The sequence below is a fragment of the Nonomuraea sp. KM88 genome (assembly GCF_052245635.1).
Classification (GTDB): domain Bacteria; phylum Actinomycetota; class Actinomycetes; order Streptosporangiales; family Streptosporangiaceae; genus Nonomuraea.
This window is the reverse complement of the sequence record NZ_JBQQCC010000016.1, coordinates 1-25,577: the sequence shown is the minus strand read 5'-3', so window position 1 is coordinate 25,577 and position 25,577 is coordinate 1. Positions and strand designations below refer to the sequence as shown.

Here is a 25,577-nt window from a genome sequence, read left to right as displayed (position 1 = left end):
GGTATAATCAGTGTCATGGGCAGCAGCGACAGGCTCCAGCGGATCACGATGACGCCCGCCGCGCGGCGCGTCCTGGAGGCCGCCGCGCGGCTGTTCTACGAGCGCGGCATCCATGCCGTCGGGGTGGATCTGATCGCCGCCGAGGCCGGGGTGACGAAGAAGACCCTCTACGACCGGTTCGGCTGCAAGGAGCAGATCGTCGTGGAGTATCTCGCGGATCGCGACGAACGCTGGCGCGCCTTCCTCGCCGGCCACCTGGACGCCGCGGAGCCGGCGCCGGCGGCGCGCGTCCTGGCCGTCTTCGACGCGTCACGCGAGTGGGCCGCGCAGCACAGCCACAAGGGGTGCAGCATGGTCAACGCCCACGCCGAGATCAGCGATCCGTCCCACCCGGCCTATCCGATCATCACGGGGCAGAAGCAGTGGATGCTCACCCTGTTCACCGACCTCGCCCGGGACCTCGCCCCCGAGAGGGCCGCTCACCTGGGCCGAACGCTCATGCTGCTCCACGAAGGAGCGCTCGTCGGCCAGGGCCTCAGCATTTTCGCCGACCCCATCGGCCATGCCCGCGAACAGGCCGAAACCCTGCTCGCCGCCACGTGAGGCCCCATGAGCGCGCGATCGGAACGAGCCCCGTCCCGGCGTGACAACCGGTCAGAATCGGAGAAGCGGGGGTCAGCGGGCCGCAACTAGCGTGACGGTCATGGCTTCCATCACATGCGTCACCTTCGAGGTGGCCGGCACCGCGGCCGCGGGCCACTTCTACGCCACCGCCTTCGATCTGGGCGACCAGGTGCGGCTGCGGTCCCCGGCGGCGCCGGCGACCGGCTTCCGCGGGTTCACCCTGTCGCTCGTCGTGTCCCAGCCGGCCACCGTCAACGCGCTCATCGACGCCGCTGTCGGCGCCGGGGCCACGGCGGTGAAGCCTGCCGCGAAGTCGCTGTGGGGCTACGGCGGCGTGGTACAGGCCCCGGACGGGACGCGTCGGACGGTCGCGTCCTCGTCGAAGAAGGACACCGGCCCGGCCACCCGGCAGATCGACGAGATCGTGCTCCAGCTGGGCGTCACGGACGTGGCCGCTAGCAAGCAGTTCTACGTCGACCGCGGCTTCGCCGTGACGAAGAGCTACGGCCGCAGATACGTCGAGTTCGCCGCTCCGTCCAGCCCCGTCAAGCTCTCCCTTCTCAAGCGGCGCGCCCTCGCCAAGGCCGCCGGCGTCGCTCCTGACGGCACCGGATCGCACCGGCTCGTCATCGGCGGCGACGCCGGGTCCTTCACCGATCCGGACGGCTTCGCGTGGGAGAGCGCATGACCGCCGCCTGACAGCCCTTCAGGGGAGCCTGTCAGGCCGGCGGGCCACAGCGCGTCGATCAGCGCTTCGGCCCGCACCATCCGTCCAGGGGAGAGGGCGAGCCTGGCCAGCAGCATGCGGACACGGAGACCTCCGATCTCGATCGGCGTCCCGTCATCGGCGTGGGCCCGTACCGGCCCCAGCAACTCGATCCGCACCCCACCAGCCTCTCAGGAGGTCGTCGAGTGGCCGAACGCGGAGCGTGGGTGCGTTACGCCGCAGTGACGATCACGCGTGGTGTTCCGCTGACCGATCGGGAACGCGAACGAGGTCTCCGTCGAAGGCGCCGGATATGGTGCTGCGGTGAGTGGGGACGCCTCGACCGAGCCGCGCCGCCCCGGCATGCGCCAGGTCGCCCGGGAGGCCGGGGTCTCGCCGACGACGGTGAGCAACGTCCTCAACAGTCCCGAGCTCGTCGCCGAGGAGACCCGCCGGCGCGTGCACGCGGCGATGGAACGCATGGGCTACCTGCCCGACAACGCCGCCAGGCGGTTACGAGGGATGCCCAGCCCGCTGGTCGGCGCGGTGACGCTGGACATCGCCGGCCCGTTCTTCACCGAGGTGTGCCGCGGGGTGGAGGACCGGCTGCTCCAGGACGGTTGCATGCTCATGACCTGCAGCACCGACCTGCAGCCGGGGCGGGAGCGGCACTACCTGCAGGAGCTGGAGAAGCAGCGCGTGCGCGGCGTGCTCATCACCCCGGTCGAGGCCGACCTGGATCCGCTGGTCTCCCTGGCCGGGCGCGGTGTCCCGGTGGTGCTGCTCGACCACAGGTCCGACGGCCGGCTGTGCTCGGTGTCGATGGACAACCAGTGGGGCGGTGAGCAGGTCGCGGCACACCTGATCGTGCTGGGGCATCGGCGGATCGCCCTGCTCAGCGCGTCGATCGAGGTGCAGCAGACGGCCGAGCGCCACGCCGGGGTGCGTAAGGCGTTCCTGAAGGCCGGCCTGGACCCGGACCGGGGCGTGCTGGACGTCCGCGTGCCGTCGCCCGACATCACGGTGACCGCCGCGGCGGCGCTGGAGGACGTCCTGGGCGCGGCCGATCCGCCGACCGCGATCATCTGCCTCAACGACACCGCGGCGCTCGGAGTGATCGGCGGCCTGAAGGAGCGGGGGATCGCGGTGCCGGGGGAGATGTCGGTCGTGGGGTACGACGACGTGGCGTTCGCCGCGCAGCTGGCCCCGTCGCTGACCACCGTGTGGCAGCCGAAGCGCGAGCTGGGCCGGGTCGCGGCCGAACTGCTGCTGGACGAGACCCGGCCGGGGCACCGCCATCAGAAGCTGGTCTACCGGCCGCGGCTGGTCGTTCGCGAGTCCACCGCTCCGCCCTGCCGCTGATCCGTTCGGGTCACGAAAGTTTCAGCGACGTGGAAGGCGCTTTCCGCCACTGACCTGAAAGGTAACAACCACCCGCCGGCTGGGCGGCGGTGTCTCGTTGACACCCTGGTCAGTGCCTTCTTACCGTGTGGGCGCTCGGCACCTCATCGGGATCCGTACACCGATTGGACGTTCAATGAAACGTTTATCCCGTCCAGCGCTGCTCGTCACAACGCTCGGCAGCACCGTGTGCCTGGTCGCCGCGGCCGCCGTCGGCCTGCAGTCGCCGGCCTCCGCCGCGGTGGCCTGCGAGGTCGACTACGCCGTCGCCGCCCAGTGGTCCGGCGGGTTCACCGGCAACGTGACCATCAGGAACGTCGGCGAAGCCGTCAACGGCTGGCACCTGGACTGGTCGTTCACTGCCGGACAGCGGATCACGCAGGCGTGGAACGCCACCGCCACGCAGAACGGCTCCGCCGTCAGGGCCGAGGACGCGGGCTACAACGCCGCGATCCCGCAGGGCGGAAGCACGACGTTCGGCTTCAACGCCTCATGGAACGGCTCCGGCAACCCGGCGCCCGCCTCTTTCGCGCTCAACGGCGTCACCTGCACCGGCGACTCCGGAGAGCCGACCCCCACGGTCACCCCCACTGGCCCGGCGGACGCCAAGCAGGCGGAAGACCTCGACCGCGGCCTGATCAGCGTCCGCTCCGGCAACGGCAACCTGGTCTCCTGGCGGTTGCTGGGCACCGAGCCGCGCGACACGTCCTTCACCGTCTATCGAGGCGGCACGCGCGTCGCGACCGTCACCGACTCCACCAACTACCTGGACTCCGGGGCGGCGCAGGACGCCTCCTACACGGTCCGACCGGTCACCGGCGGCACCGAGGGCCCGGCCTCCGAACCCTCGCTCCGTTTCGCGAACGGCTATCTCGACGTGCCCCTCTCCCCGCCCAGCTCGGGCCACCACGCCAACGACGCCTCCGTCGGCGACCTGGACGGCGACGGCCGCCTCGACCTGGTGCTGAAGTGGGAGGCCGACAACTCGAAGGACAACTCCCAGTCCGGCACCACCGACGTGGTCTACATCGACGGGATCAAGCTGGACGGCACCCGCCTGTGGCGCGTCAACCTGGGCCGCAACATCCGGGCAGGCGCCCACTACACGCAGTTCCAGGCCTACGACTACGACGGCGACGGCAGGGCCGAGGTCGCCATGAAGACCGCCGATGGCACCGTCGACGGCCGCGGCACCGTCATCGGCGACGCGAGCGCCGACTACCGCAACTCCTCCGGCTACATCCTGTCCGGGCCCGAGTTCCTCACCATGTTCGACGGCCGGACCGGCGCCGCGCTGTCCACGGTGAACTACGACCCGCCCCGCGGCAACGTCTCCTCCTGGGGCGACTCCTACGGCAACCGGGTGGACCGCTTCCTGGCCGGCACCGCGTACCTGGACGGGCAGCGGCCGAGCCTCATCATGGCCCGCGGCTACTACACCCGCGCCGTGATCGCCGCCTGGGACTTCCGCGACGGCCGGCTCGTCAAGCGGTGGACGTTCGACAGCAACGCCTCGGGCAACGGCTCGTACGCCGGCCAGGGCAACCACAGCCTCACCGTCGGCGACGTGGACGCCGACGGCCGCGACGAGATCGTCTACGGCGCCGCCGCCATCGACGACGACGGCGGGCGCCTGTGGAACGTCGGATGGGGCCACGGTGACGCCGCCCACCTGGGCGACCTCGATCCCCGCCGCGCGGGCCTGGAGTACGTGAAGATCTCCGAGCCGGCCGACCGGCCCGGCCTGTACATGGTCGACGCCCGTACCGGACAGGTGTTGTGGCAGACCGGCACCGGTTCGGGCTCCGACGGCGAGGGGCCCGGGCGCGGCGTGGCCGGCGACATCTACGCCGGCAGCCCCGGCGCCGAGTCCTGGGCCGCGGGGGCGGGGCAGAACGGGCTGCGCGACACCTCCGGTACGGTCGTCGGCCGCCAGCCGTCCTCGGCCAACTTCCTGTCCTGGTGGGACGCCGACCCTGTGCGCGAGCTGCTGGACCAGACCAGGATCGACAAGTACGGCACCGGCGGCGAGACCCGCCTGCTGACCGCCTCCGGCGTCCACAGTAACAACGGCACCAAGGCCACTCCGTCACTGTCGGGCGACATCCTCGGCGACTGGCGCGAGGAGGTCATCTGGCCCACCACCGACGACCGCGCCCTGCGCATCTACGCCACACCCCACGCGACCACCACCAAGATCCACACTCTGCTGCACGACCCGCAGTACCGCGTGGCCCTCGCCTGGCAGAACACCGCCTACAACCAGCCGCCGCACCCGAGCTTCTTCATCGGCGACGCCATGGGCACCCCGCCCCAGCCCGACGTCTACGTGCGCTGACCGCGCAGGCTTCACGTGCGGTGGCGTCGCTCCTGGGCAGGAGACGGCGATGACAGGAAAACTCCTCCTGAAAACGGCTCTCGCGGTGACCGCCACCGCCGTCGCCGGAGCGCTCGCCACCGACGCGCGCTCCGGCTGGTACCAGCGGTTGAAGAAGCCGTCGTGGCAGCCGCCGCCCCAGGCTTTCGGCCTGGTCTGGACCCCTTTGTACGCTCTCATCGCCTATGCGGGCGCGCGGGCCATCTCTCGCGGTGACCAGGACGAAAGCCGGGCGTTCCGGAGTGCCCTGGCCGGCAACCTGGTGCTCAACGCCGCATGGCCGGCCCTGTTCTTCCGGGCCCGCAACCCGCGCCTGGCGCTCGCCGAGATCCTCGTCCTCAACGCGTCCAACGCGGTGCTCGTCCGGCGGGGATGGTCAGCCGATCGCCGCGCGGGCCTGTTCCTGCTGCCCTACGCGGGCTGGACGGTGTTCGCCACCGCACTCAACACCGACATCGCCCGCCGGAACCGCGACGGATGACCCGGCCGCCGCGGCGGTCCGCGCACAGCGCCGGTGAGCCCGCGCGGAAGGCGGCACGGGCTCACATCAGCGGGCGGACGAGGCGGTTCAGTGGGTGTCGAGAGCGACGGCGATGTCGGTGATGGTCAGGGGGAACGGGTCGCTGATCGGGGTGGCGGCGCCGGTGAGCAGGTCGACCGTGTTGAGCGTCGCGTCACCGTTCACGACGAGGGTGGCGAAGGCCGAGTTCGAGACGGTCTTGCCGTTGCTCAGGTCGCTGTAGACGTCGATGCCCGCATTCGTGGCGACCGGCATGCCGAGCGCGCCGGTCGGGGCGAGCAGCCCGTTGTTGGCCGGTGACTGGACGACGATCTGCGCGGTGGTGGTGTTGACGTCGAACAGCGTGGTCGCGGTGTCGCCGTTGAGGTCGTTGTTGGTGTAGGCGGCGGCGGTGACCCCGGAGGCCGGCGAGCCGGGGCCGTTGCTCAGCGAGGTGTCCGACACCGTCGTGCCGTCGTTGAGGTTGTGCCGCAGGTTCTGGCCGTTGTCACTGATCACGCGCAGCCGGTCGGCGGCGGGGTTGAAGTCGACGCCGAACGCGGTGCCTTTGAGCCCCATCTGGAGCTGGGAGACCTTCGTGACGACCACGTCCTGGTTGCCCGTCGGGAGCGAGATCGTGTAGATGCCGCCGTGGTTGCCGACGGGGTAGAACTTGCCGTCCTGCACGCGGAAGTCGATCCCGATCACGAAGGTGTCGGTGACCAGCCCGGTGATGCGCCTGACCCAGTTGAGCTCTTCCGGCTTGTCGGTGGTGAACGTGGCCATCAGCCGGCCGTCGTCGGTGATCCCGTACGCCCGCAGCGAGGGAGCCGCGGCCGAGGGGGAGCTCGCCGCCTGGCCGGTTCCCGCCGGCCCGACAGCGAGGGCCGCCGCTGTCGCGAACCCGATCAGTAAGGCAACCTTTTTCGTGATCTGTCCTCGCATTGGGTGCTCCTCCATCGAGTTGTGCCGGCCCTTTCACGCGGCCCTTGCCGCCTGCGTTCACCGGCGTGCTGCAAGCAGCAACAGCTTGTCCGGAGACGGCGGACATGTCCTCGTGACAAATGTCAAAGTGCCCTGCCAGGAGCGGGGCCGCCTTTGTCATCAAGCGCAACCGCCGCGTCACACCCGAGGTGGGGACCGGCTAGATGCTGCCCTTGCGCTCGATGACGAGGATGCGGGCCATGGGTACGGGATGCGCGACGTGTTCGTCACCCGGCTCGGCGTAGCAGATGCGGCCGGGGGTGAGCCGCTCGACATGTTCCCGGCCGTCGCGGCGGTAGTGCATGTCGACGACGCCGTCCATGACGGCGAAGACCTCCGGCCCGTCGTTCACGTGCCAGATGTAGGGCTCGTCGGTCCAGTGCAGCCGGACGGTGGCGTTGTCGATCTCGGTGATGTCGAGGGCGCCCCATGGACGTTCGGCGGTGAACGAGGACGCGTCGAGGAACAACATGGCTTCTCCCTGCCTTGACGTGCATCGTCATCCTCGCCGGGCGACGGACTGGTGACGAGTGACAGAAAAGCCTATTAGCGTAAGAATCCTGCCATGCATCGTGTTGTGGGTCTGGCCCTGCCGAAGGTGGTCGCCTTCGACCTCGCCATCCCCGCGGAGGTGTTCGGCGGCGAGGAGTACTCGTTCGCCGTCTGCGCCGAATCGGCGGGGCCGGTCCCGTCGACCACGGGCTTCGACCTTCACGCACCGCTGGGGCTCGACGCTCTCGACACGGCCGGCACGATCGTGGTGCCGGGTTACGCACCCCTGGTGGAGCCCTCCTTGCCGGTGCTCGACGCATTGCGCGCCGCCTCCGCACGCGGTGCCCGGATCGTCTCGGTCTGCACGGGTGCCTTCGCGCTGGCCGCGGCGGGATTGCTGGACGGCCGCCGGGCGACCACTCACTGGATGGACACCGCCGACCTCGCCGCCCGCTACCCGGCTGTCGACGTCGACCCCGACACCCTGTACGCCGACAACGGGAACGTGCTGACCAGCGCCGGATTCGCCGCCGGCATCGACCTGTGCCTGCATCTGGTGCGCACCGACCACGGCCCGGAGGCCGCGATCCGGGTCGCGCGGCGGCTGGTCGTCGCACCACACCGGGAGGGCGGTCAGGCCCAGTTCCTGCAACGGCCGCTGCCGTCCAGCGGCGAGGGCATGGCCGCGGTGTGCGCCTGGGCGCTGGACCACCTGTCCGAACCCGTCACCGTCGCCGACCTCGCCCGCCAGGCGGGATCGGCGCCGCGGACGTTCGCCCGCCACTTCGCCCGGGAGACCGGCACCACCCCGCTGCGCTGGCTGGCCGCCCAGCGCCTTCTCGAAGCGCGCAGGCTGCTGGAGGGCACCGACCTGCCGGTCGACGAGGTGGCCCGGCGCTCCGGCCTCGGTACGGCCGCCAACCTCCGGCAACACCTGTCACGCGACGCGTCCACCACCCCCACGGCGTACCGCCGTACGTACCGCGGCCGCCGACCGCGCTGACAGCTTCCGCCGCCCGCGCCGGTTCGCTCCCTTCGGGGCCGCCGCCTGAGCTTGCCCGCCTCCCCTCGCGGGCGGTCCCTCCGAAGCCGAGTCGAGCGCGGTATGTCTGGATCCGTGGGTGGGTGGTCCTTGCAGACATCTCCGGGAGGCCTGGACCTGACCGGCGGCCCCGACGAACTGCCCGCGGGATACGCGCCGGCGGCCGGCACGACTGGTGGAGCGCCGATCCGCCATCGCGGCGGGGCGCTGGGTGGATCATCACCCGCGATCCTGGGCTTCCCTGATGACGTCGTCGAGGACATCCCGGGAACGGACGAGGTCGCCGATCATGCGGTCGATGCGCTCACGTTCCTTCGTGAGCTGGTCGGCCAGCCACGGTGTGGCCGTTACGGCCGCGCCGCCCTTGCCGTCGCCCAGGCACGGGAGCAGCTGGGCGATCTTGGCGCTGCACAGCCCGGCGGCGAACAACTCCTGGATGCGGATGACCCGCTCCACGGCCCCGTCGGCGTAGTCGCGGTGGCCGCCAGGGGTGCGCTCCGCCTGGAGCAGCCCTTGCTGCTCGTAATAGCGCAGCGACCGCTCGCTCACGCCGGTCCGCTGAGCCAGCTCACCGATCCGCATGCCGTACCTCGGGTTGAACCTGACACCAATGTCAACTCTTACCGTACCGGCATGACTGATTCCTTGCTGCTCACGCCCTGCCGGCTCGGCCGCCTGACGCTCCCCAACCGTATGGTGATGGCCCCGATGACGCGCTTCCGCGCTCATGAGGACGGCACCCCGCTGCCGATCGTCGCCGACCACTACGCGCAACGAGCGGGTGCCGGCCTCATCGTCACGGAAGGCATCTGGCCCAGTGCCCGCGGCCAGTCGGGATGGCGCATGCCGGGCCTGGAGACGCCAGAACACGTCCGCGGCTGGCGCGCCGTCACGGAGGCCGTGCACGCGGCCGGTGGCCGCGTCTTCGCCCAGCTCATGCACGGTGGCCGGCAGGGTCACCCCTTGTCGCGCCTGGCCGCCGACGTGCCTTCAGGCCCGTCGGCCGTGCCCACGCCCGGTCCGGTCCACGTACGGGACGGCGGCAAGGCCGATCCCGTCACGCCCCGTGTGATGACCAGGGCGGACATCCGGCAGGCCGTCCTGGACCACGTCGCCGCCGCCCGCAACGCGATGGCGGCGGGCTTCGACGGGGTCGAGTTGCACGGCGCCAACAGCTACCTGATCCACCAGTTCCTGGCCGACAACACCAATCTCCGCGACGACGAGTACGGCCCCGGCACGGCTGGAGGCCGCGTCCGCTTCCCCGTCGAGGTCGTCACCGCCGTGGCAGGCGCGATCGGCGCCGACCGCACAGGGCTGCGCCTGTCGCCGGGCAACCCGCAGTTCGGCATGGTGGAGAGCGACCCCGGCCCCGTCTATCGCGACCTCGTCGAGCGTATCGACGGCCTCGGCCTGGCCTACCTGCACCTCACCGACGGCGACCGCTATCCGGCTCTGGCCGACCTGCGGCCCCGCTGGCGGGGCACCCTCATCGCCAACGTCGGGGAGAACCGCCCCGCCACCAGCAAGGAGGCCGGCGAGGCCACGCTCGCCTCCGGACTGGCCGACCTGGTCTCCTACGGCAGGGCGTTCATCGCCAACCCCGACCTGCCGGCCCGCTTCGCCCGTAACGCCCCTCTCCAGCCGATCGACACCGCCCACCTGTACACGCACGGAGCCGCCGGGTACACCGACTATCCCAGCCTGGACGCCCTCACGCTCTGCCGGTGACGCAGCCGGTCAGCTCGCGTTCGACAGGCTGGGTGACGCTTCGGGGTCGTCCTCCTGCCCGCCGGTCCTGCTCTCGGCCCGCGGGGAAAGGGCGTCCAACTTGGCGTGCAGGCGCGCCAGCTCCTCCGTGATCGCCCTGAGCCGGTCGTCGGTGCGCTGCTCCTCCGCGGAGGTGCTCTCGTCGTCCATGGCGTTGACGACGACCGCGATGAACAGGTTCAGCACCACGAAGGAGGACACCAGGATGTAGGTCACGAAGAAGATCCATGCCCACGGATGGGCATCCATGATCTGGTCGGCGATGTCCGGCCAGCCCTCCCCGGTCATCACCTGGAACAGGGTGAACAGGGAGGTCGGAATCTCGGCGAAGTACGCCGGCGCCGTCCGCCCGAACCACTGGGTGGTCATCACCGCCGCCACGTACATGATGATGATCAGTAGGCCGAGGATGGAGGCCATGCCGGGAATGGCGGCCATCAGCGCGGAGATGACCCTGCGCATGCTGGGCACCGCGGTGACCAGGCGCAGCGCCCGCATGATCCGCAAGGTGCGGAGCACGGAGGCCGGCCCGGAGGCGGGCACCAGCGCTATCCCCACGATGGCGGTGTCGAACCAGTTCCACGGATCCTTGAAGAACGCGCCCCGGTGGGCGTAGAGGCGGGCGGCGAGCTCCAGGACGAACACGCCCACCACCACGCGGTCCACGACGTGAAGAGGCTCGCCGATCCACCCCATCACGAAGGAGGAGGTCTCACAGCCGATCGTGATCGCGTTGAGCACGATGACCGCCATGATCGCCCGCTCGAAGCGCGGGTGGGCGAGGAGAGCGCGCACGCGTTCTCGATCCAGCAACGTTCAGCCTCCAATGTCGGCGCCGGGGCGTCGATCATCGTATGAGGCGGGACGTGCTGGGCGACGACCGGCATGCTCGTCCGGGACCGTGCTCGGGCGGGCGTCAGGCGTTGCCGGCGTCGACCGCGTCCGCGAACGCGCGCATGGAGGTGAAGGTCCAGTCAGGGGTGACGCCGGCCGACGGCTCCGGTGTCGCGCCCCAGCCCGCGTTGTCGTGACGGCGGTTGATCCACACGGTGGGCAGGCCCGCGGCCTTGGCCGGCACGTGGTCATGGAACAGGCTCTGCGCCACGTGCAGCAGCCTGCCCTCGGCCACTCCGAGCCGCTCGGCCTCGCGCGCCAGCGCCTCGAAGTTGCGGGGATCGGGTTTGTAGGAGCCGACGTCCTCGGCGGTGAGGACGCTGGTGAAGGTGGTGCCGAGGCGCTTGTTGGAGCCGGCGAAGGAGGCACGGTCGACGTTGGACAGGATGATGAGCCGGTAGCGCCGCGAGAGCCGCTCCAGCGCCTCCGCCGAGTCGGGGAACGCCGGCCAGTCGGGCACGGAGACCGCCAGCGACTCGGCCTCGGCGTCGCTGACCGGCACGCCGAGCTGCGCGCCCAGGCCACGCATCGCCCGCGCGAGGATCCGCGGGTAGAGGTCGCCCGGGTGGTCGGCCTCGGCCTGCGCCTCGTGCGCGGAATAGGCCGTCAGCAGGTGCTCGTCGCTCATCCGCAGACCGTGCGTGCCGGCCCACGCGCGCAGCACGGTGGCGATGCCGGCCTCCCAGTCGATGAGGGTCCCGTAGCAGTCGAAGCTGAGGGCGTCGAAGTCGTTGAAGTTCACCGTGCGTGCTCCTGGATGAGGTCGAGGTAGAAACGTTCCGAGTCGTCGCAGTGGGCGTTCCAGGCGGCCCTGGCCTGCTGGACGTCGCCGGAGCGCAACGCATCGAGCAGCAGCTCGTGCTCGCGCGCCAGGTCGGAGACGCTGTCGTAGGCCGGGCGAAGCTGGGCGATGAGCAGGCGCAGCTCGGCGCTGAGCTCGTCGAAGGTGCGCAGCAGGCGGGCCGAGCCCGCGGCGACGAACACGGCCCGGTGGAAGGCCACGTCATGGCCGGCGACCACGTCGCACGAGACGTCGTCGCCCAGCGCGGAGAACGCCCGCGCCGCCGCGGCGATGCCGGCGAGGGGCCGGGCCCGCGAAATGATCATCTCGACGGCGATCGTCTCGATCGGGCGGCGCAGCCGGCCCAGGTCGATGGCGTCCTCGGCGGTGAACGTCCGGACCTGCGCGCTGCGTCCGCGCCCGCGATCGAGCAGCCCTTCTGCCACCAGCGTCTGCACGGCTGCGCGCACTGTGGGCCGGGCCACGCCGAACTCCTGCGACAGCTCGGTGTCGCGCAGTTGGTCTCCGCCTCGGTAGTGGCCGGACAACAACCGGCGGCGCAGCTGGTCGGCGACCGCGTCCGCCACGGTGACCGGGTGAATCGACATGGTAACTGTATAACAGCTATCCAGTGAGTCAGCCAAATCGAGGCCCGCACCCGCGGACCGGCCGGGAAGGCGGCATGGAGCTGCCGGCCACGGTCGCGCGCCGGCCTCGGGCTACCGCTTCTCCGCCATGACGACGGTCACGGTGTTCGGCTCGCCGTCCCGCTGGTAGGTGATCTGCACCCGCTGGCCGATCGTGAAGCCACGGACCTGCCCGACGACCGTGTCGCCGCCCGTGACCGGCGTGTCGCCGATCTTGGTGAGGAGGTCGCCCTGCTTCAGTCCCGCCTTGTCGGCCGGGCTGCCCGGGACCACCTGCCGGATCAGCGCGCCGGCCACCTGGCCCGTCGCGTCGGTGACGCTCACCCCCAGGTACGCGTGGCTCACCTTGCCCTTGCTGATGAGCTGCTCGGATACCTGTTTGGCGGTGTTCACCGGGATGGCGAAGCCCAGGTTGACCCCTTCGGGAGCGACGGCGCTGTTGATGCCGACCAGCTCGCCGGCGGCGTTGACCAGGGCGCCGCCGGAGTTGCCGGGGTTGATCGCCGCGTCGGTCTGGATCATGCCGCCGAGCGTGGTCGTCCCGCTCTCCTGCTCCTGCCCGCCCATGTCCGGGGGTGGCTGCCGTCCGTCCGGACCGTTCCCGGCGGTCACGGTACGGTCCAGCGCGCTGACGATGCCCGCCGTCACCGTGCCGTCGAGGCCGAGCGGGCTCCCGATGGCCAGGACGTCGTCACCGACCTTGAGCTGGTCGCTGTCGCCCAGCGTGGCTCTGGCCAGCCCGGTCACGCCTTCGGCGCGGATGACGGCGAGGTCGGTGGCCGGGTCGGTGCCCACCACGCCGGCCTGGGCGGTCCTGCCGTCGCTGAACTTCACCGCCAGGCGATCCTGCCCGGCCACGACGTGGTTGTTGGTGAGGATCAGCCCGTCCGCCGACAGCACCACCCCGGAGCCTCCGGCGGTCTGGCCCTGGATCATCACCACGGACGGCTGCACGAGTTCGGCGACCTGCGCGACCGTGTACGGGGCGGAAGCCGTACGGAACACCGGGTTGGGGCCGGCGACGGTGGTGTTCGCTGCCTGCCGGCCGGCCGCGACCAGGTGCGCTCCCACGGCGCCGCCTCCGAGCGCCGCCCCCGCGAGGGTGATCAACGCCGCCAGCGCCAGTCCGGCGGCCACCTTGCCGGTGAGGACGATCCCCGCCCGCCGCTGCGGGGCGGGAAGGGGAGCGGGAGGAGGCGGGGGCGGGAACCCGGGCGGGATGAACATCGGGCCCGGCGGGTGGAAGCCCTCACGGGTGGGCTGCGTGTCGCCGACCTGGTTCCGGCCGTAGGAGCCATGCTCGCGAGGCGGGTTGGTGTCCATGACGTCTCCTCGGGTCGGTCGAGCGGAGGCAGCCAGGCACGTTCGCTCCAAGCACGCGTGCGCCGGTCTGGTGAGGTTCATGGAACACCCGCGCGTGTTTCATCCCTGTTAGCTCGGCGGCGGAAGGAGCCGTTCCTGCACCTTGCCCGCGGCAGGCGGCGCCGGGCTAGTGGCGCGCGAGGGCCGAGCTAGCGGGATCGTGAAACATCCGGTTCGTGGATCTCCTGCGCGTCGCGTGACAGGTCCTGACCGGGACCGCGTCCGCTGTGTCACGGGGATCCGCACGTTGCTCACGGACAGGCCGGGGGAGGGCGTGTTGCAGTACTTGGTCGCCGTGCTGGCCGTGGTCGGGACGCCGTGAGGCGGGCGTTCCTCGCGGCGGCTTGCGGGCTCGCGGGTCTGGCCCTGCTGGCCGTACGGCTGCGCGCGACGTACATGGTGATCCGCGTCCACGGCAACAGCATGGCCCCGTCGCTGACCGACGGGGACCGGCTCCTGTCCCGGCGCACGCGTCTCGCGGCGCTGCGCACCGGGCAGATCGCCGTCGTCCTGAGCCCTCACCCGATCGGCAGCAAATATCTGATCAAGCGTATCGCCGCCCTGCCCGGCGACCCGGTCCCGGAGCCCGTCCGCGAGGCCGTCGACGACGACGTCGTCCCCGCCGGCAGGTTCGTCCTGATCGGTGACAACACCGAGGCCAGCTTCGACTCACGGGAGCACGGCTTCTTCCACGCCGACGATCTCCATGCCGTCACCATCAGGAAGCTGGTGGCGCGGCATGGCCGTTGAGGGGGTGCGCCTGACCGCCTCCGCGCGCGAGGCGGCGGCAACCGCGTGGAGCGCCGCCGCCGTTCCCGCGATCGGGTACGCGGTCACGCTGCTGGGCACGGCTGCGGCGCCGGTCGCGGCGGCCTGGCTGACCAAGCTGGTCATCGACGGCCTCACCGGGGCGGCCTCCCTGGCCGAGCTGCTGGGCCTGGCCGCGGGGCTGGCCGGCATCGGCGTCGCCGCCGCGGTCCTGCCGCACTGGTCGGGGTATCTCGGCAACCAGGTCGGCCGGGCCATGGTGGCCGCCACGACGGACCGGCTCTTCGCGGCCACGGCACGGTTCCCCGGGCTGCGGCCTTTCGAGGATCCGCGCTTCCTCGACCGGCTGCGCCTGGCCCAGGAGGGGGCGTCGAGGGCCGACAGCATCGTCACCGAGTCGTTCGGCCTGGTGCGCTCAGCCGTCACAGTGATCGGCTTCGTCGGGGCCGTGCTGGTGATCAGCCCGGCCATGACGCTGATCGTGTTGGGCGCCGCCGTGCCGGCGCTCGTCGCGCAGCTGAAGCTGTCACGCCAGCGTACGACGATGATGTGGGAGATCGGCCCGGCGGAGCGACGGCAGCTCTTCTACAGCAACCTGCTCAGCACGATCGAGGCGGCCAAGGAGATCAGGCTCTTCAACACCGGCGGATTCCTGCGCGGCCGCCTCATGGCGGAGTTGTCGACGGCTCATGAGGGCAGGCGGCGGATGGACCGCAAGGAGCTGTCGGCGGAGGGCGTGCTCGCCCTGCTGTCCGCCGTGGTGGCCGGGGGCGGGCTCGTCTGGGCCATCGCCGCGGCCCGGTCGGGCGCGCTCACCGTCGGGGACGTGTCGATGTTCACCGCCGCCGTCGTCGCCGTCCAGGGCGGGCTCAACACCCTGGTCACCGGCATCGCGATCGCCGATCACAACCTGCGGCTCTTCGGCCACTACGTGGCGGTGGTCAGGGCCGAGCCGGACCTCGTCGTGCCGGCCGAACCCGCGCCGCTGCCGCCGCTGCGGCGCGGGATCGAGCTGCGCGACGTGTGGTTCCGCTACAGCGACGACCATCCCTGGATCCTGCGCGGCGTCGACCTGTTCATCCCGTACGGCGCGGCCGTCGCGCTGGTCGGGCTCAACGGCGCCGGCAAGAGCACGCTCGTCAAGCTGCTCTGCCGCTTCTACGACCCGAGCCGGGGAACGATCCTCTGGGACGGGGTCGACCTGCGCGACGTCCGGCCGGACGCGCTGCGGGATCGGATCAGCGGCGTCTTCCAGGACCACATGACCTACGACTTCTCCGCCCGCGACAACATCGGCGTGGGAGACGTCGGCGCCCGTGACGACCTGGACCGGATCCGCGCCGCCGCGCGGAAGGCAGGGGTGGACGAGCTGCTCGCGTCCCTTCCCCGCGGCTACGACACGCTGCTCACCCGGATGTTCACCAGCGAGGAGGACCGCGAGGACTCCTCGACCGGGGTCGTGCTCTCGGGCGGGCAGTGGCAGCGAACCGCCCTGGCCAGAGCCTTCCTCCGCGACGGACGGGACCTGATGATCCTCGACGAGCCGAGCTCGGGTCTCGATCCGGAGGCCGAGGCGGACGTGCACGCCCGGATGCGCCGGCACCGCGCGGGCCAGACGAGCCTGCTCATCTCCCACCGGCTGAACACCGTGCGGGACGCCGACCTGATCGTCGTCCTGGAGGACGGGGTCGTCGCCGAGCGGGGAGACCACGACGACCTCATGGCGGTGGACGGCACGTACGCCCGCTTCTTCCGCCTGCAAGCCCGCGGTTATCACGAGATGGCTCTCGATGAAACCGCGCCCAGTGACTGCGAGGCAGCGAAGGAGGTGAGAACAGAATGCTGGACAGGCTCATCGACCGGTTGATCCCGACGGTCAAGGCCGCCGCGGCGTGCAGTCCGGTGTGCGTGCAGGTCAGCTACGACCCGAACACGGGGTGTTACAAGATGAGGTGCTACAACACCGACTGCAGCTACCGCTTGGTCACCCTGTGCGAATAGTCACCGGAGAGAAGGTGGGACGTATGAAGCTCATCACCGATCTGGCGGACCGGATCGTCGCCGCGGTCGTACCGACCGGCGACGCGCAGGCCGCCTGCACGGCACGTTGCATCCTCGACCACACGACCTGTACGGGCAGCATCTGCTGCTCCGTCTTCAAGTGCTGGAGGAGCGACTGCTCGGTCTACCACAGGAAGCAGTGCGCGTAGGCGGGTGAAGGGATCCTCCGGCAGGCTCCGGTCAGGGAGGCTCCGCCTTCCGGGGGATGAGGCGTGCGGCTGAAGGGCCCGAGGCAGGACCCTTCGGCCGCACGGTCCTGCGCGCCGATCAGCGCCGGTGGCGACGGCGACGCCGATGGCTTGAGGAGTCGTCGTTGTCCGGGTACGGTGTCGGCACGCTGAGGCGGGGCAAGGGCAAAATCCTGGCTGCGGTCAGGCGGCTCGGCGTTCTCATGTGGCTGCTCCTAACGTGGTGGAGCGATCGGCGCGGCTGCGGGTGCAACCTCGACATGGGGAGCTACCCAGGGCGCGAATGCGACAATCTGCGCAAAACGGACTCCAGGGCCAGGCTTTGACGCCCCAAAACGCTCGCTCCGCCACCGACCCCGCCCGCGGCGAAGGGCCCGGATCGGGTTGCCTATCATCGGCGGTCGGACACCGGGGCAGGCGGCAGGAGGTCGAGGATGGAGCCCACCGGCACGCTGGCGGAGGCCGACTGGAACGCGCACCGGCCCGCCGTCTTCGGGGCGGCCTACCGGATCCTGGGCACCGTCGCCGAGGCGGAGGACGTGACGCAGGAGGTCTGGCTGCGCGCCTCCGCCGCCGCCCTGTCCGAGGTGCGGGACCTGCGGGCCTGGCTGGTGACGCTGGCAGCCCGTACGTCCTACAACGTGCTGCGCTCGGCCCGCGTCCGGCGCGAGTCCTACGTCGGGCCCTGGCTGCCCGAACCGCTGCTGACCGGTCCCGACGCCGCCGCCCAGATCGTCATGGACGAGTCGGTGAGCACCGCGATGCTGGTGGTCATGGAGCGGCTGACCCCCGCCGAGCGCGTCGCCCTGGTGCTGCACGACGTCTTCGACTTCCCGTTCGACCGGATCGCCGAGGTGCTCGGCAACACCTCCGCGGCCAGCCGCAAGCTCGCCTCCCGCGCGCGGGCACGGGTCGCCGTCGTCAAGGAGCGGCCCCGGGCGTCCAGGGCCGAGACCGAACGCGTGCTCAGGGCGTTCAAGGCGGCCGCCGACGCGGGGGACATGGCCGCGCTCGTCGCGCTGCTGGCTCCAGAGGCCGTCTACGTCGGTGACGGTGGCGGCAAGGCGACCGCCGCGCGCAGGCCGGTGCGGGGTGCCGAGACGATCGCCCTGCTGGCGGTCAGGCAGATCCGGATCAGGCGTCCCGACGCGTTCGAGATCATCGAGGTGAACGGCTATCCGGCCCTGGCGACCTACCAGGGCGGCGAGCTGGTCTGGCTCGACACCCTGGAGGTCGCCGACGGCCGGATCACGGTCTTCAGGAGACTGGCCAATCCGGAGAAACTTCCCCGCATCGGTCACATCTGAGCCCGCCGTCTTGTCTCCCTGCCGCCCCCGGACATCTCCGGGGAGCGAAGGCTGAGAGAGGACATGGACGATGGCACACGTGGTGATCATCGGAGGCGGTTTCGCGGGCGTGTGGAGCGCGGCGGGAGCGGCGCTGGCACGTGGAGACGCGGATCTGCGCATCACGCTCATCGCGCCGGGCGAGCACCTGGTGTTGCGGCCCCGCCTGTACGAGCCGGAGCCGGACCTGGCCAAGGTGGAGCTGCGCGGCATCCTCGACCCGATCGGCGTCCGGCACCTGCGCGCCTCGGTGAGCACGATCGACACCGGCCGCCGGGTGGTGGTGGCCGACGGCGAGGAGATCGGCTATGACCGCCTGGTGCTGGCGGCGGGCAGCAAGCTCGTACGGCCCCAGGGCCTGCCCGGCGTCGAACGGCTCTTCGACATCGACACCCTCGAGGGGGCCCGGCGGCTCACCGGCCACCTGCGCGGACGGGAGGACTACTCGGCCGTGGTCGTGGGCGCCGGCTTCACCGGCCTGGAAGCGGCGACCGCACTGGCCGCCGGAGGCCGGGTCCTGCTGGTGGACCGGTCAGAGGTGGTCGCGGACCAGCTCGGCCCGGGCCCGCGCGAGGAGATCGAGGCGGCGCTGGACCAGCTGGGCGTCGAACGCCGGCTCGGCACGACGGTGACCGAGGTCGGCGACGGCTACGCCGTCCTCTCCGACGGCGCCAAGGTCGAGGCGGACGCGGTGGTCTGGTCGGTGGGCATGCGGGCGAGCGAGCTCACCCGGCAGATCTCCGACCGGCTCGACCACCTCGGCCGGGTGCCGGTGGACCGGCGCCTGCGCGCCCTTCCCGAGGTGTTCGCCGCCGGCGACACGGCCGCGGCGGCGTTCGACGCCGAGCACGTGGTCATGCAGGCCTGCCAGCACGCCACCCCCATGGGCAAGATCGCCGGGTACAACGCCGCCGCCGACCTGCTCGGACTGCCGCTGCGCGACTTCACCGCCGGGCCCTACGTCACCTGCCTGGACCTGGGCGCCGCCGGCGGGGTATTCACCAGGGGCTGGGACCGCAAGGTGATGGCCTCGGGCGCCGCGGCCAAGGAGGTCAAGCTGCTGATCAACCAGTGGATCCATCCGCCGGTCGACGATGCCGCGCAGATCCTCGCCGCCGCCGGCCGTGTCCTCATCGAGCTGCCCTTCTTCCCCCGGGACGAGGAGCGGACGGCCGCCGCCGTGTAGCCCGGCGCGGAACCTCGGCTGGGCAGATCGGGCAGGGGCAGCCCACGATCCTGCCCGACCGGTTCTGACTGCGGCGAGCGCGTGGCTGACCTCTCACGCCGGCGCTGAATCCATCCGGCCGCCGGCCAGCAGGGCCGCGCCGAGGGGCGTGACGGTGTGGACCACGTTTCCGCCGGACCTGCGGCTGACGATGAGCCCCGCCTCGCGCAGCACCTGGGTGTGCTGGCTCACGCCGGAGGGTGAGATCCCATGGTGGCGGGCCAGCTCTCCCGTGGTCACCCCCGCGACGGTGGATTTCAGTATGGCGGCCCTGGTGGGGCCGAGCAGCCGAGCGTTGGGGCTCTCGGACGGCTTCCTCGGCGTGGCCGGCGGGCGGTCCCGCTCGATCGGGTATACCAGCACCTGCGGTAGCTCCGGGTCGGCCAGCGCCACGGGCGCGCCCCAGCAGAAGTACGACGGAATCAGCACCAGCCCGCGCCCGTCGAGGTGCACGTCCCGGTGGACCGGGTGGTCCATGCTCAGTACGGGTGGCCGCCACCGGATGACCGGGCTGAAGCTCGCCAGCATGCGGCCGACCCCGCCGTCCAGGTACGCGCGCCCGCGCCTGGCCCGATCGGCGTCCACCATCGCCTGGATCTCGACCCAGTAGGGAGCGATGGCGGCATCGAAGTAGCCGCGAAGCCCGTCGCGCAGGTCATGGAAGGCGTCCATGCGGCCGTCGGCCAGGCCCCACGCCCATGACGGCGTGCCCGTCCGCCTCGCCAGCTTGTCCAGTTCCCTGCGCAGCAGCGGGCGCGGCGTGCTCAGCACGGCGTCGACCCCCGCGTCCAGCCCGTGCACGCCGGCGGGTGGCGTGAGGAAGTCGGGAAAGTACGACGAATGAGTGGGGAAGAGCGGGCCCAGGACGCACCGCACGGTGGCCAGGTTGTCCGACCTGGCCAGCTCTTGGCGGGTCCGGCGGCGCCACGTGGCGAACGCTCCTTTACCTCTGCGCCCCGCCAGCCGGAACATGCTGAGCGCGATCTCCCACAGCGGATCGGCTGTCGCGACTCGCGTACGGGCGAGGTCTTCGCTGGTGAAAAGGATCCGTAACATCGATCGTGGCCACCTTCCCGCTGTTCATCCCGGTCAAGCTGGGCTTTTAAGCCAGGACTGCAATGCCTGGACCCGCCGTGGGGCCTTGGAGGACGATTATCGGCCAACGGGGGCGAAGTGGGTAAAAGGGTGGGCGCGCATGGCGTTAAGATTCCAGCTTCTCGGGCAGGTCAGGGCCACGGTGGACGGGAAGGTGCTCCATCTCGGGCACCGCCAGCGCGGGCTGCTCGCGCTCATGTTGCTGCGTGCCAACGACACGGTGACCGTGGAGCGTCTGGTCGAGTTCTGCTTCTCCGGGCCGGTCCCGTCACCGGCGCGCCAGATCCGGAACACGGTGGGGCGGCTGCGCAGGGCGCTGGCCGCGGCCGGCTGCCCCGACGTGATCAGAACCATGCCCGGCGGCTACCTCCTGGAGGCCGGACCCGACACGCTCGACCTGCTGGAATGGGTCGCGCACGTGGAGGCGGGCCGCCAGGCGGCGGCGCAGGGCAGGGACCGGGACGCCGCCACGTCACTGCGACGCGGGCTGGCGCTGTGGCAGGGGCCGCTCCTGTCCGGGGTCGACTTCGTCGGTGTCGAGGCCGAGGTGGCCGCCATCGACGACGGCCGCAGGGCTGTGCTCGAGGAGTGCCTGGAGCTTGAGCTGCGGCTCGGCCGCCACCGAGAGCTGGTGGCCGAGCTGGCCGCGCTTACCGACGAGCATCCGCTCAGGGAGCCCCTGTGGGCGCTGCGCATGCTCGCCCTCTACCGGTGCGGGGCCAAGGCGGAGGCGCTGACCGTCTACCGCGAGGCGCGTGCGGCGTTCACGGATGAGCTCGGTCTCGAGCCAGGCCCGCGGCTGAAGGGAATGGAGCAGGCCATCCTCACCGATGACCCCGCCCTCGACCTGCGTGCGGAACCCTGCCCGAGACAGCTTCCCACCGACGTGCCGGACTTCACCGGGCGTGAGACAACGACATCAGAGCTGGCGGCGGTCCTGCTGCCGGAGTCCACGGACGCCGTGGTGCCGGTCGCGATCGTCACGGGCAAGGCGGGGGTAGGCAAGACCACGCTTGCCGTGCACGTCGCGCACCGCATATGTGAGCGCTTCTCCGGCGGTCAGCTCTTCGCCCGGCTGCGCGCCCTCCCTGACCGGCGGGTGGAGCCAGGAGAGGTGCTCGCGAACTTCCTGCGGGCCCTGGGCGAACCGGTGCAGGACCTGCCGGGAGGCGTGGAGGAGCGGGCGGCCAGGTTCAGGGAGCGCATCGCAGGGCGGCGGGTGCTGGTGGTTCTGGACGACGCGCTCGACGAAGCCCAGGTACGTCCCCTTCTCCCAGGTGACGCGGGGTGCGGGGTGCTGATCACCGCCAGGTCGCGGCTGGCCGGTCTGCCCGTTGCGGGCCGGGTGGAGCTGGCGGAGCTGGAGCCTGCCCAGTCCGTACGATTCCTGAACAGCGTCGCAGGGGCCGACCGGCTGCAGGCGGAGCCGGAGGCCACCGCCCAGCTCGCCCGGCTCTGCGGAAACCTCCCGCTGGCCCTCAGGATCGCCGGTGCCAGGCTCGCCAGCCGGCCACACTGGCGGGTCGGCCACATGGTGGAGCGGCTCAGAGACGAACGCCGCAGGCTCGACGAGCTCGCGCACGGTGACTTGGAGGTCCGCAGCAGCATCGCGCTGTCCACCGAGGGCCTGGACCCCGCCGCTCTCCGGTTGCTGTCCGCCCTCGCCCAGGCCGACACCTCTGAGATCCCCGGCTGGGTGGCCCTGGCCGCGAACGGCACGCAAGACCTCGTCGACAGCCTGGTCGACTCCCAGTTGCTCCAGGTAGCCGGGGACATGCGCTACCGCCTCCACGACCTGGTCCGCATCTACGCCCGCGAAGTCAGCCAGGCGGACGTCACACGGGTGCTGGGCGGCTGGTTGGCGCTGGTGGACCGGGCGCACCGCGCGACCCAGGGCGGCGACTACACCGTCGTGCACGGAGCGGCTCCCCGCTGGAACCCCCCTGGCATGGACATCGTCGACACCGACCCTTTGTCCTGGTACGAGATCGAACGCGCGAACATCGTGGCCGCCGTCCGCCAGGCCGCCGCGCTCGGCCTCGACGAGCTCTGCTGGGACCTGGCCGTGACCGCGGTATCGCTGTTCCAGACCCGCGGCCACTATGACGACTGGGAGGAGACACATCGAGTCGCGCTCCTCGCCACGCGCGCGGCGGGCAACATACGAGGCTCGGCCGCCCTGCTCACCGGGATGGGCCTGCTGGAGGCGTACCGGCACCGTTACGGACCGGCTACCGCAGCCGTCACGGAGGCTCTGCGTCTGTTCGAGCGCTGCGATGACCGGCACGGCTGGGCGCTCGCGCGCGCGGTGGCGGCCTTCACAGCGGGCATGAAGGGCCTGTACGGCGAGGCGATCGAGCAGTGCGAGACCGCGCTGCGCGCGATCCGCGAGGTGGGCGACGCGGGTGCGGAGATCCTCGTGCTCAGGCTGCTCGGGCAGCTCCTCATGGACGTCGGCCACCTCGACTCGGCCCGCCCCTACCTGCACGAGGCGCTCACCGCGAGCATGGCGCTGGACCGGCGCGCCCATCCTGAGGTCGTCTACCGGATCGGCGAACTGCTGCTCGGCTCCGACCGGCTCGACGAGGCCGAGCAGGCGTTCACCGACCTGCTCAGCACAGTGGAGGGCCTCGGCGACCTGCGGGGCGAGGCGTTCGCCCGCTACGGTCTCGGGTACCTCGAGATCGAGCGGGGTCGGCACGCCATCGGTGAAGAATTTCTCCGTCAGGCCATCGAGCTGGCGAGCGCCGTGGACGAGCCGCTGGTCGAGGCCAAGGCGTGGCTGGCGCTCGGCGCGGCCAGCAGGGCGCGAGGCGAGCACGAGATCGCGCTGCACCGGCTCGGCCGGGCGCACCGGCTTGCGATCTCGATCGACTCCCCCATCTGGGAGGCGCGCGCACTGCACCAGCTAGCCGAGGTGCACAGCGAGCGCGGCGCCAAGGCCGCGGCGGCGTCCGCCCAGGCGCGGGCCCGCGAGCTGCTGGCCGTCATCGGGGCCGTGAACCCCGACATCAGCGCGGGCGTCCCCGCCCGGCTCCGCTCTCGGGGACATGCCGGACGAGGTGACCCGCTGCTGGCCGGTCACGACGCTTGACGGGGCCTCGGTTCCTCCCGACTCTGTCCTTCATCCTTATGCCGGATCTATGACAGGGCGTCACTACGTTCCCGTGCCATGCGAAAGTTCTTACTCATCGTCGGTGTCCTGGCGGCCTGCGCGATCGCCGCGCCCGCCGAGGCCGGCGCCCGTCCCGACTTCCAGATGCCGTTCCTCTGCGGGGAGAAATGGCGCTTCGACACCTGGGGCCACTACCCGGCGCTCGACATGGTGAAGGAGCCGCAGAGCGCGACCGATGGCGCCAAGCTCATCGCACCCGCCGCCGGCACCGTGATCAAGTCGTACTTCGGCAAGGGCGGTGGCCACATGCTGAAGATCGATCACGGGGGCGGCTGGTTCACCGCCTACCTGCACCTCAAGTACCGCTCGGTCGAGGTGGGCGACCGGGTGCAACAGGGGGAGCCGCTCGGCGCGGTCGGCGGCACCGGCTCCAACGGCAACACCCCTCACCTGCACTTCGAGACGTGGTTCGACAAGAACGGCGACGGCAAGACCGGTATGGGCGCGCCAGGCGACGAGCGGGTGCAGACCGTCTTCAACGGTGTGCCGTACGGCAGTAAGAACGGGCAGACCTACCGTAACGTCGTCAGCCGCAACTGCGGCGCCGGCAGCAACCGTATCCCCGACGTAAGCGGCGACGGCTACGCCGACCTGCTCGCTGTCAAGGCCGACGGGTCGCTCCACTACTTCCCCAACAACTTCAACAGCTCGCGCCAGGCCCCGTACGGCGACAGCAGGAATGTCGGGGCGGGCTGGGCCACGATGAAACACGCCGCGATCGGCGACGTCAACGGCGACGGCTTCGCCGACATCCTCGCGGTCAAGGCCGACGGCACGCTCCACTACTACGGCAACAACATCAAGTCCTCCCCCACGGCGCCTTTCGGCAATGGCTATCAGGTGGGTTCGGGGTGGGCGGAGGTGAAGCATGTGGCCGTTGGTGATGTCAACGGTGATGGGTTCGCCGACGTTCTTGCGGTGAAGTCGGATGGGTCGTTGCAGTATTTCGGTAATAACTTCAGGGTGTCGCCGAGGGCGCCTTTCGGGAGTGGTTATCAGGTGGGTTCGGGGTGGGCCGGGATGAAACACGTCAGCTCTGCTGATGTCAACGGTGATGGGTTCGCGGATATTCTTGCGGTGAAGTCGGATGGGTCGTTGCAGTATTTCGGTAACAACTTCAGGGTGTCGCCGAAGGCGCCTTTCGGCAACGGCTATCAGGTCGGTTCGGGGTGGGCCGGGATGAAACACGTCAGCTCTGCTGATGTCAACGGTGACGGGTTCGCCGACGTTCTTGCGGCGAAGTCGGATGGGTCGTTGCAGTATTTCGGTAACAACTTCAGGGTGTCGCCCAAGGCGCCCTTCGGTAACGGCTACCAGGTCGGCAGCGGCTGGGACACCGTCGACCGCCTCCTCTGACCCACCAGACCACCGGCCCCGCGGCTCCGTTCCGGGGCCGGTCCCTCCTTGGAGCTCACACCATGCACGCATTCCTCGCCGCTGCCCTCATCTCGGTCTCGTTGGCCGGCGGTGCGGCCGATCCGATCGAGATCACAGCCACCAAACCGTGCGGCACCACCACTCCGGCCGACCACGCGCTGTCCGCCGAACTGGCGCCGCACATGACATCGAAGATGCGCAAGCAACTGCACCCCGACCGGATCACCTGCGCCCGGAAGGTCGTCGAGGCGGTCAAGGCCCGCGGATTCATCCCGAGGGCCGCGGTCATCTCGCTGGCCACCGTGATCGTGGAGTCGTCGCTGCAGAACTACACCAGCAAGGAAGACCACACCAGCCTCGGCCTGTTCCAGCAGCAGGACTGGTGGGGGAGCGCCGAGCAGCGCACCAACCCCACCTGGGCGACCAACGCGTTTCTCAACGCGATGCTGAAGAAGTTTCCCGGCGGAAGCTGGCAGACCACCCCGATCGGCGAGGTGTGCTGGCGAGTCCAGGTGCCACGGCCCGACCTCAACTACAAATACGCGCTGGAGGTGGACGACGCGACGACGCTGACCGACGCGCTCTGGCGCGGTGCCCGCCGGACGACCGATGTCAACGGTGATGGGTTCGCGGATATTCTTGCGGTGAAGTCGGATGGGTCGTTGCAGTATTTCGGTAACAACTTTAGGGTGTCGCCGAAGGCGCCTTTCGGCAACGGTTATCAGGTGGGTTCGGGGTGGGCCGGGATGAAGCACGTCAGCTC

24 protein-coding genes are annotated in these 25,577 nt (G+C 70.7%); 16 read left to right on the top strand and 8 right to left on the bottom strand.

Annotated features, from left to right (window positions below; translation table 11 throughout):
• Positions 1-15 precede the first annotated feature (15 nt).
• The 5 genes from ACTWPV_RS36835 to ACTWPV_RS36815 all read left to right on the top strand — a co-directional run bounded on the left by ACTWPV_RS36835 (position 16) and on the right by ACTWPV_RS36815 (position 5,589).
• Entirely contained in the window at positions 16-603 is a 588-nt protein-coding gene (locus ACTWPV_RS36835; RefSeq protein ID WP_347643468.1) for a TetR/AcrR family transcriptional regulator, read from the top strand.
• A 100-nt stretch (positions 604-703) separates the two neighbouring features.
• Positions 704-1,312 (top strand): glyoxalase, encoded by a 609-nt coding sequence (locus ACTWPV_RS36830; RefSeq protein ID WP_443155326.1) that lies wholly within the window; start codon positions 704-706, stop codon positions 1,310-1,312.
• A 342-nt stretch (positions 1,313-1,654) separates the two neighbouring features.
• The gene (locus ACTWPV_RS36825) at positions 1,655-2,692 is read left to right on the top strand and encodes a LacI family DNA-binding transcriptional regulator (protein ID WP_443155325.1); all 1,038 of its coding nucleotides are present in this window, start codon (positions 1,655-1,657) and stop codon (positions 2,690-2,692) included.
• A 175-nt stretch (positions 2,693-2,867) separates the two neighbouring features.
• Positions 2,868-5,069, top strand: a complete 2,202-nt coding sequence (locus ACTWPV_RS36820) for a rhamnogalacturonan lyase family protein (RefSeq protein ID WP_443155324.1) — start codon at positions 2,868-2,870, stop codon at positions 5,067-5,069.
• 49 nt (positions 5,070-5,118) lie between these two features.
• On the top strand, positions 5,119-5,589 hold the full coding sequence (locus ACTWPV_RS36815) for a TspO/MBR family protein (protein ID WP_443155323.1): 471 nt from the start codon (positions 5,119-5,121) through the stop codon (positions 5,587-5,589).
• Between the two features lie 87 nt (positions 5,590-5,676).
• On the opposite strand, the gene ACTWPV_RS36810 is transcribed toward ACTWPV_RS36815, so the two are convergent.
• Both ACTWPV_RS36810 and ACTWPV_RS36805 read right to left on the bottom strand, forming a co-directional pair.
• Entirely contained in the window at positions 5,677-6,552 is an 876-nt protein-coding gene (locus tag ACTWPV_RS36810; protein ID WP_443155322.1) for a DUF4394 domain-containing protein, read from the bottom strand.
• A 199-nt stretch (positions 6,553-6,751) separates the two neighbouring features.
• Complete coding sequence (locus tag ACTWPV_RS36805; protein ID WP_443155321.1) at positions 6,752-7,063, bottom strand: hypothetical protein; 312 nt, start codon at positions 7,061-7,063, stop codon at positions 6,752-6,754.
• Between the two features lie 93 nt (positions 7,064-7,156).
• Here ACTWPV_RS36805 and ACTWPV_RS36800 point away from each other — a divergent pair, with 93 nt between their 5' ends.
• Positions 7,157-8,086, top strand: a complete 930-nt coding sequence (locus ACTWPV_RS36800; protein WP_443155320.1) for a helix-turn-helix domain-containing protein — start codon at positions 7,157-7,159, stop codon at positions 8,084-8,086.
• A gap of 258 nt (positions 8,087-8,344) precedes the next feature.
• Here the strand turns inward: ACTWPV_RS36800 and ACTWPV_RS36795 are convergent, their stop codons facing one another.
• On the bottom strand, positions 8,345-8,707 hold the full coding sequence (locus ACTWPV_RS36795; RefSeq protein ID WP_443155319.1) for a MerR family transcriptional regulator: 363 nt from the start codon (positions 8,705-8,707) through the stop codon (positions 8,345-8,347).
• Positions 8,708-8,758: 51 nt separating this feature from the next.
• On the opposite strand from ACTWPV_RS36795, the gene ACTWPV_RS36790 reads away from it, so the two are divergent.
• On the top strand, positions 8,759-9,856 hold the full coding sequence (locus tag ACTWPV_RS36790; protein WP_443155318.1) for an alkene reductase: 1,098 nt from the start codon (positions 8,759-8,761) through the stop codon (positions 9,854-9,856).
• Between the two features lie 9 nt (positions 9,857-9,865).
• On the opposite strand, the gene ACTWPV_RS36785 is transcribed toward ACTWPV_RS36790, so the two are convergent.
• From ACTWPV_RS36785 to ACTWPV_RS36770, 4 genes are all read right to left on the bottom strand, one after another.
• Positions 9,866-10,690, bottom strand: a complete 825-nt coding sequence (locus ACTWPV_RS36785; protein WP_443155317.1) for an ion transporter — start codon at positions 10,688-10,690, stop codon at positions 9,866-9,868.
• Positions 10,691-10,811: 121 nt separating this feature from the next.
• The gene (locus ACTWPV_RS36780; RefSeq protein ID WP_443155316.1) at positions 10,812-11,531 is read right to left on the bottom strand and encodes a haloacid dehalogenase type II; all 720 of its coding nucleotides are present in this window, start codon (positions 11,529-11,531) and stop codon (positions 10,812-10,814) included.
• Positions 11,528-12,178, bottom strand: a complete 651-nt coding sequence (locus ACTWPV_RS36775; protein ID WP_443155315.1) for a GntR family transcriptional regulator — start codon at positions 12,176-12,178, stop codon at positions 11,528-11,530. Before ACTWPV_RS36775 ends, ACTWPV_RS36780 begins: the two co-directional genes overlap by 4 nt.
• 111 nt (positions 12,179-12,289) lie before the next feature.
• A complete protein-coding gene (locus tag ACTWPV_RS36770) occupies positions 12,290-13,540 on the bottom strand; it encodes a S1C family serine protease (protein ID WP_443155314.1) in 1,251 nt (416 codons plus the stop codon).
• Between the two features lie 357 nt (positions 13,541-13,897).
• Between ACTWPV_RS36770 and ACTWPV_RS36765 the strand changes: the two genes are divergently transcribed.
• The 6 genes from ACTWPV_RS36765 (at position 13,898) to ACTWPV_RS36740 (ending at position 19,128) form a co-directional block, all read left to right on the top strand.
• Positions 13,898-14,329, top strand: a complete 432-nt coding sequence (locus tag ACTWPV_RS36765; RefSeq protein WP_443155313.1) for a S26 family signal peptidase — start codon at positions 13,898-13,900, stop codon at positions 14,327-14,329.
• Complete coding sequence (locus ACTWPV_RS36760) at positions 14,319-16,214, top strand: ABC transporter ATP-binding protein (RefSeq protein ID WP_443155312.1); 1,896 nt, start codon at positions 14,319-14,321, stop codon at positions 16,212-16,214. Before ACTWPV_RS36765 ends, ACTWPV_RS36760 begins: the two co-directional genes overlap by 11 nt.
• Entirely contained in the window at positions 16,187-16,348 is a 162-nt protein-coding gene (locus ACTWPV_RS36755; RefSeq protein WP_347643489.1) for a hypothetical protein, read from the top strand. The genes ACTWPV_RS36760 and ACTWPV_RS36755 overlap by 28 nt, the downstream gene beginning before the upstream one ends.
• A 23-nt stretch (positions 16,349-16,371) precedes the next feature.
• A complete protein-coding gene (locus tag ACTWPV_RS36750; protein WP_347643490.1) occupies positions 16,372-16,557 on the top strand; it encodes a hypothetical protein in 186 nt (61 codons plus the stop codon).
• A 473-nt stretch (positions 16,558-17,030) separates the two neighbouring features.
• Positions 17,031-17,903 (top strand): RNA polymerase sigma factor SigJ, encoded by an 873-nt coding sequence (gene sigJ, locus ACTWPV_RS36745; RefSeq protein WP_347643491.1) that lies wholly within the window; start codon positions 17,031-17,033, stop codon positions 17,901-17,903.
• Positions 17,904-17,982: 79 nt separating this feature from the next.
• Positions 17,983-19,128 (top strand): NAD(P)/FAD-dependent oxidoreductase, encoded by a 1,146-nt coding sequence (locus tag ACTWPV_RS36740; RefSeq protein WP_443155311.1) that lies wholly within the window; start codon positions 17,983-17,985, stop codon positions 19,126-19,128.
• A gap of 93 nt (positions 19,129-19,221) precedes the next feature.
• Here ACTWPV_RS36740 and ACTWPV_RS36735 read toward each other — a convergent pair whose 3' ends face one another.
• Positions 19,222-20,223 (bottom strand): ArsR/SmtB family transcription factor, encoded by a 1,002-nt coding sequence (locus ACTWPV_RS36735; protein ID WP_443155310.1) that lies wholly within the window; start codon positions 20,221-20,223, stop codon positions 19,222-19,224.
• Between the two features lie 139 nt (positions 20,224-20,362).
• Between ACTWPV_RS36735 and ACTWPV_RS36730 the strand changes: the two genes are divergently transcribed.
• From ACTWPV_RS36730 to ACTWPV_RS36720, 3 genes are all read left to right on the top strand, one after another.
• Complete coding sequence (locus tag ACTWPV_RS36730) at positions 20,363-23,356, top strand: BTAD domain-containing putative transcriptional regulator (protein ID WP_443155309.1); 2,994 nt, start codon at positions 20,363-20,365, stop codon at positions 23,354-23,356.
• A gap of 165 nt (positions 23,357-23,521) precedes the next feature.
• Positions 23,522-24,793 (top strand): FG-GAP-like repeat-containing protein, encoded by a 1,272-nt coding sequence (locus ACTWPV_RS36725; protein WP_443155308.1) that lies wholly within the window; start codon positions 23,522-23,524, stop codon positions 24,791-24,793.
• A gap of 62 nt (positions 24,794-24,855) precedes the next feature.
• On the top strand, positions 24,856-25,577 hold a 722-nt coding region (locus tag ACTWPV_RS36720), incomplete at its 3' end, for a hypothetical protein (RefSeq protein WP_443155307.1).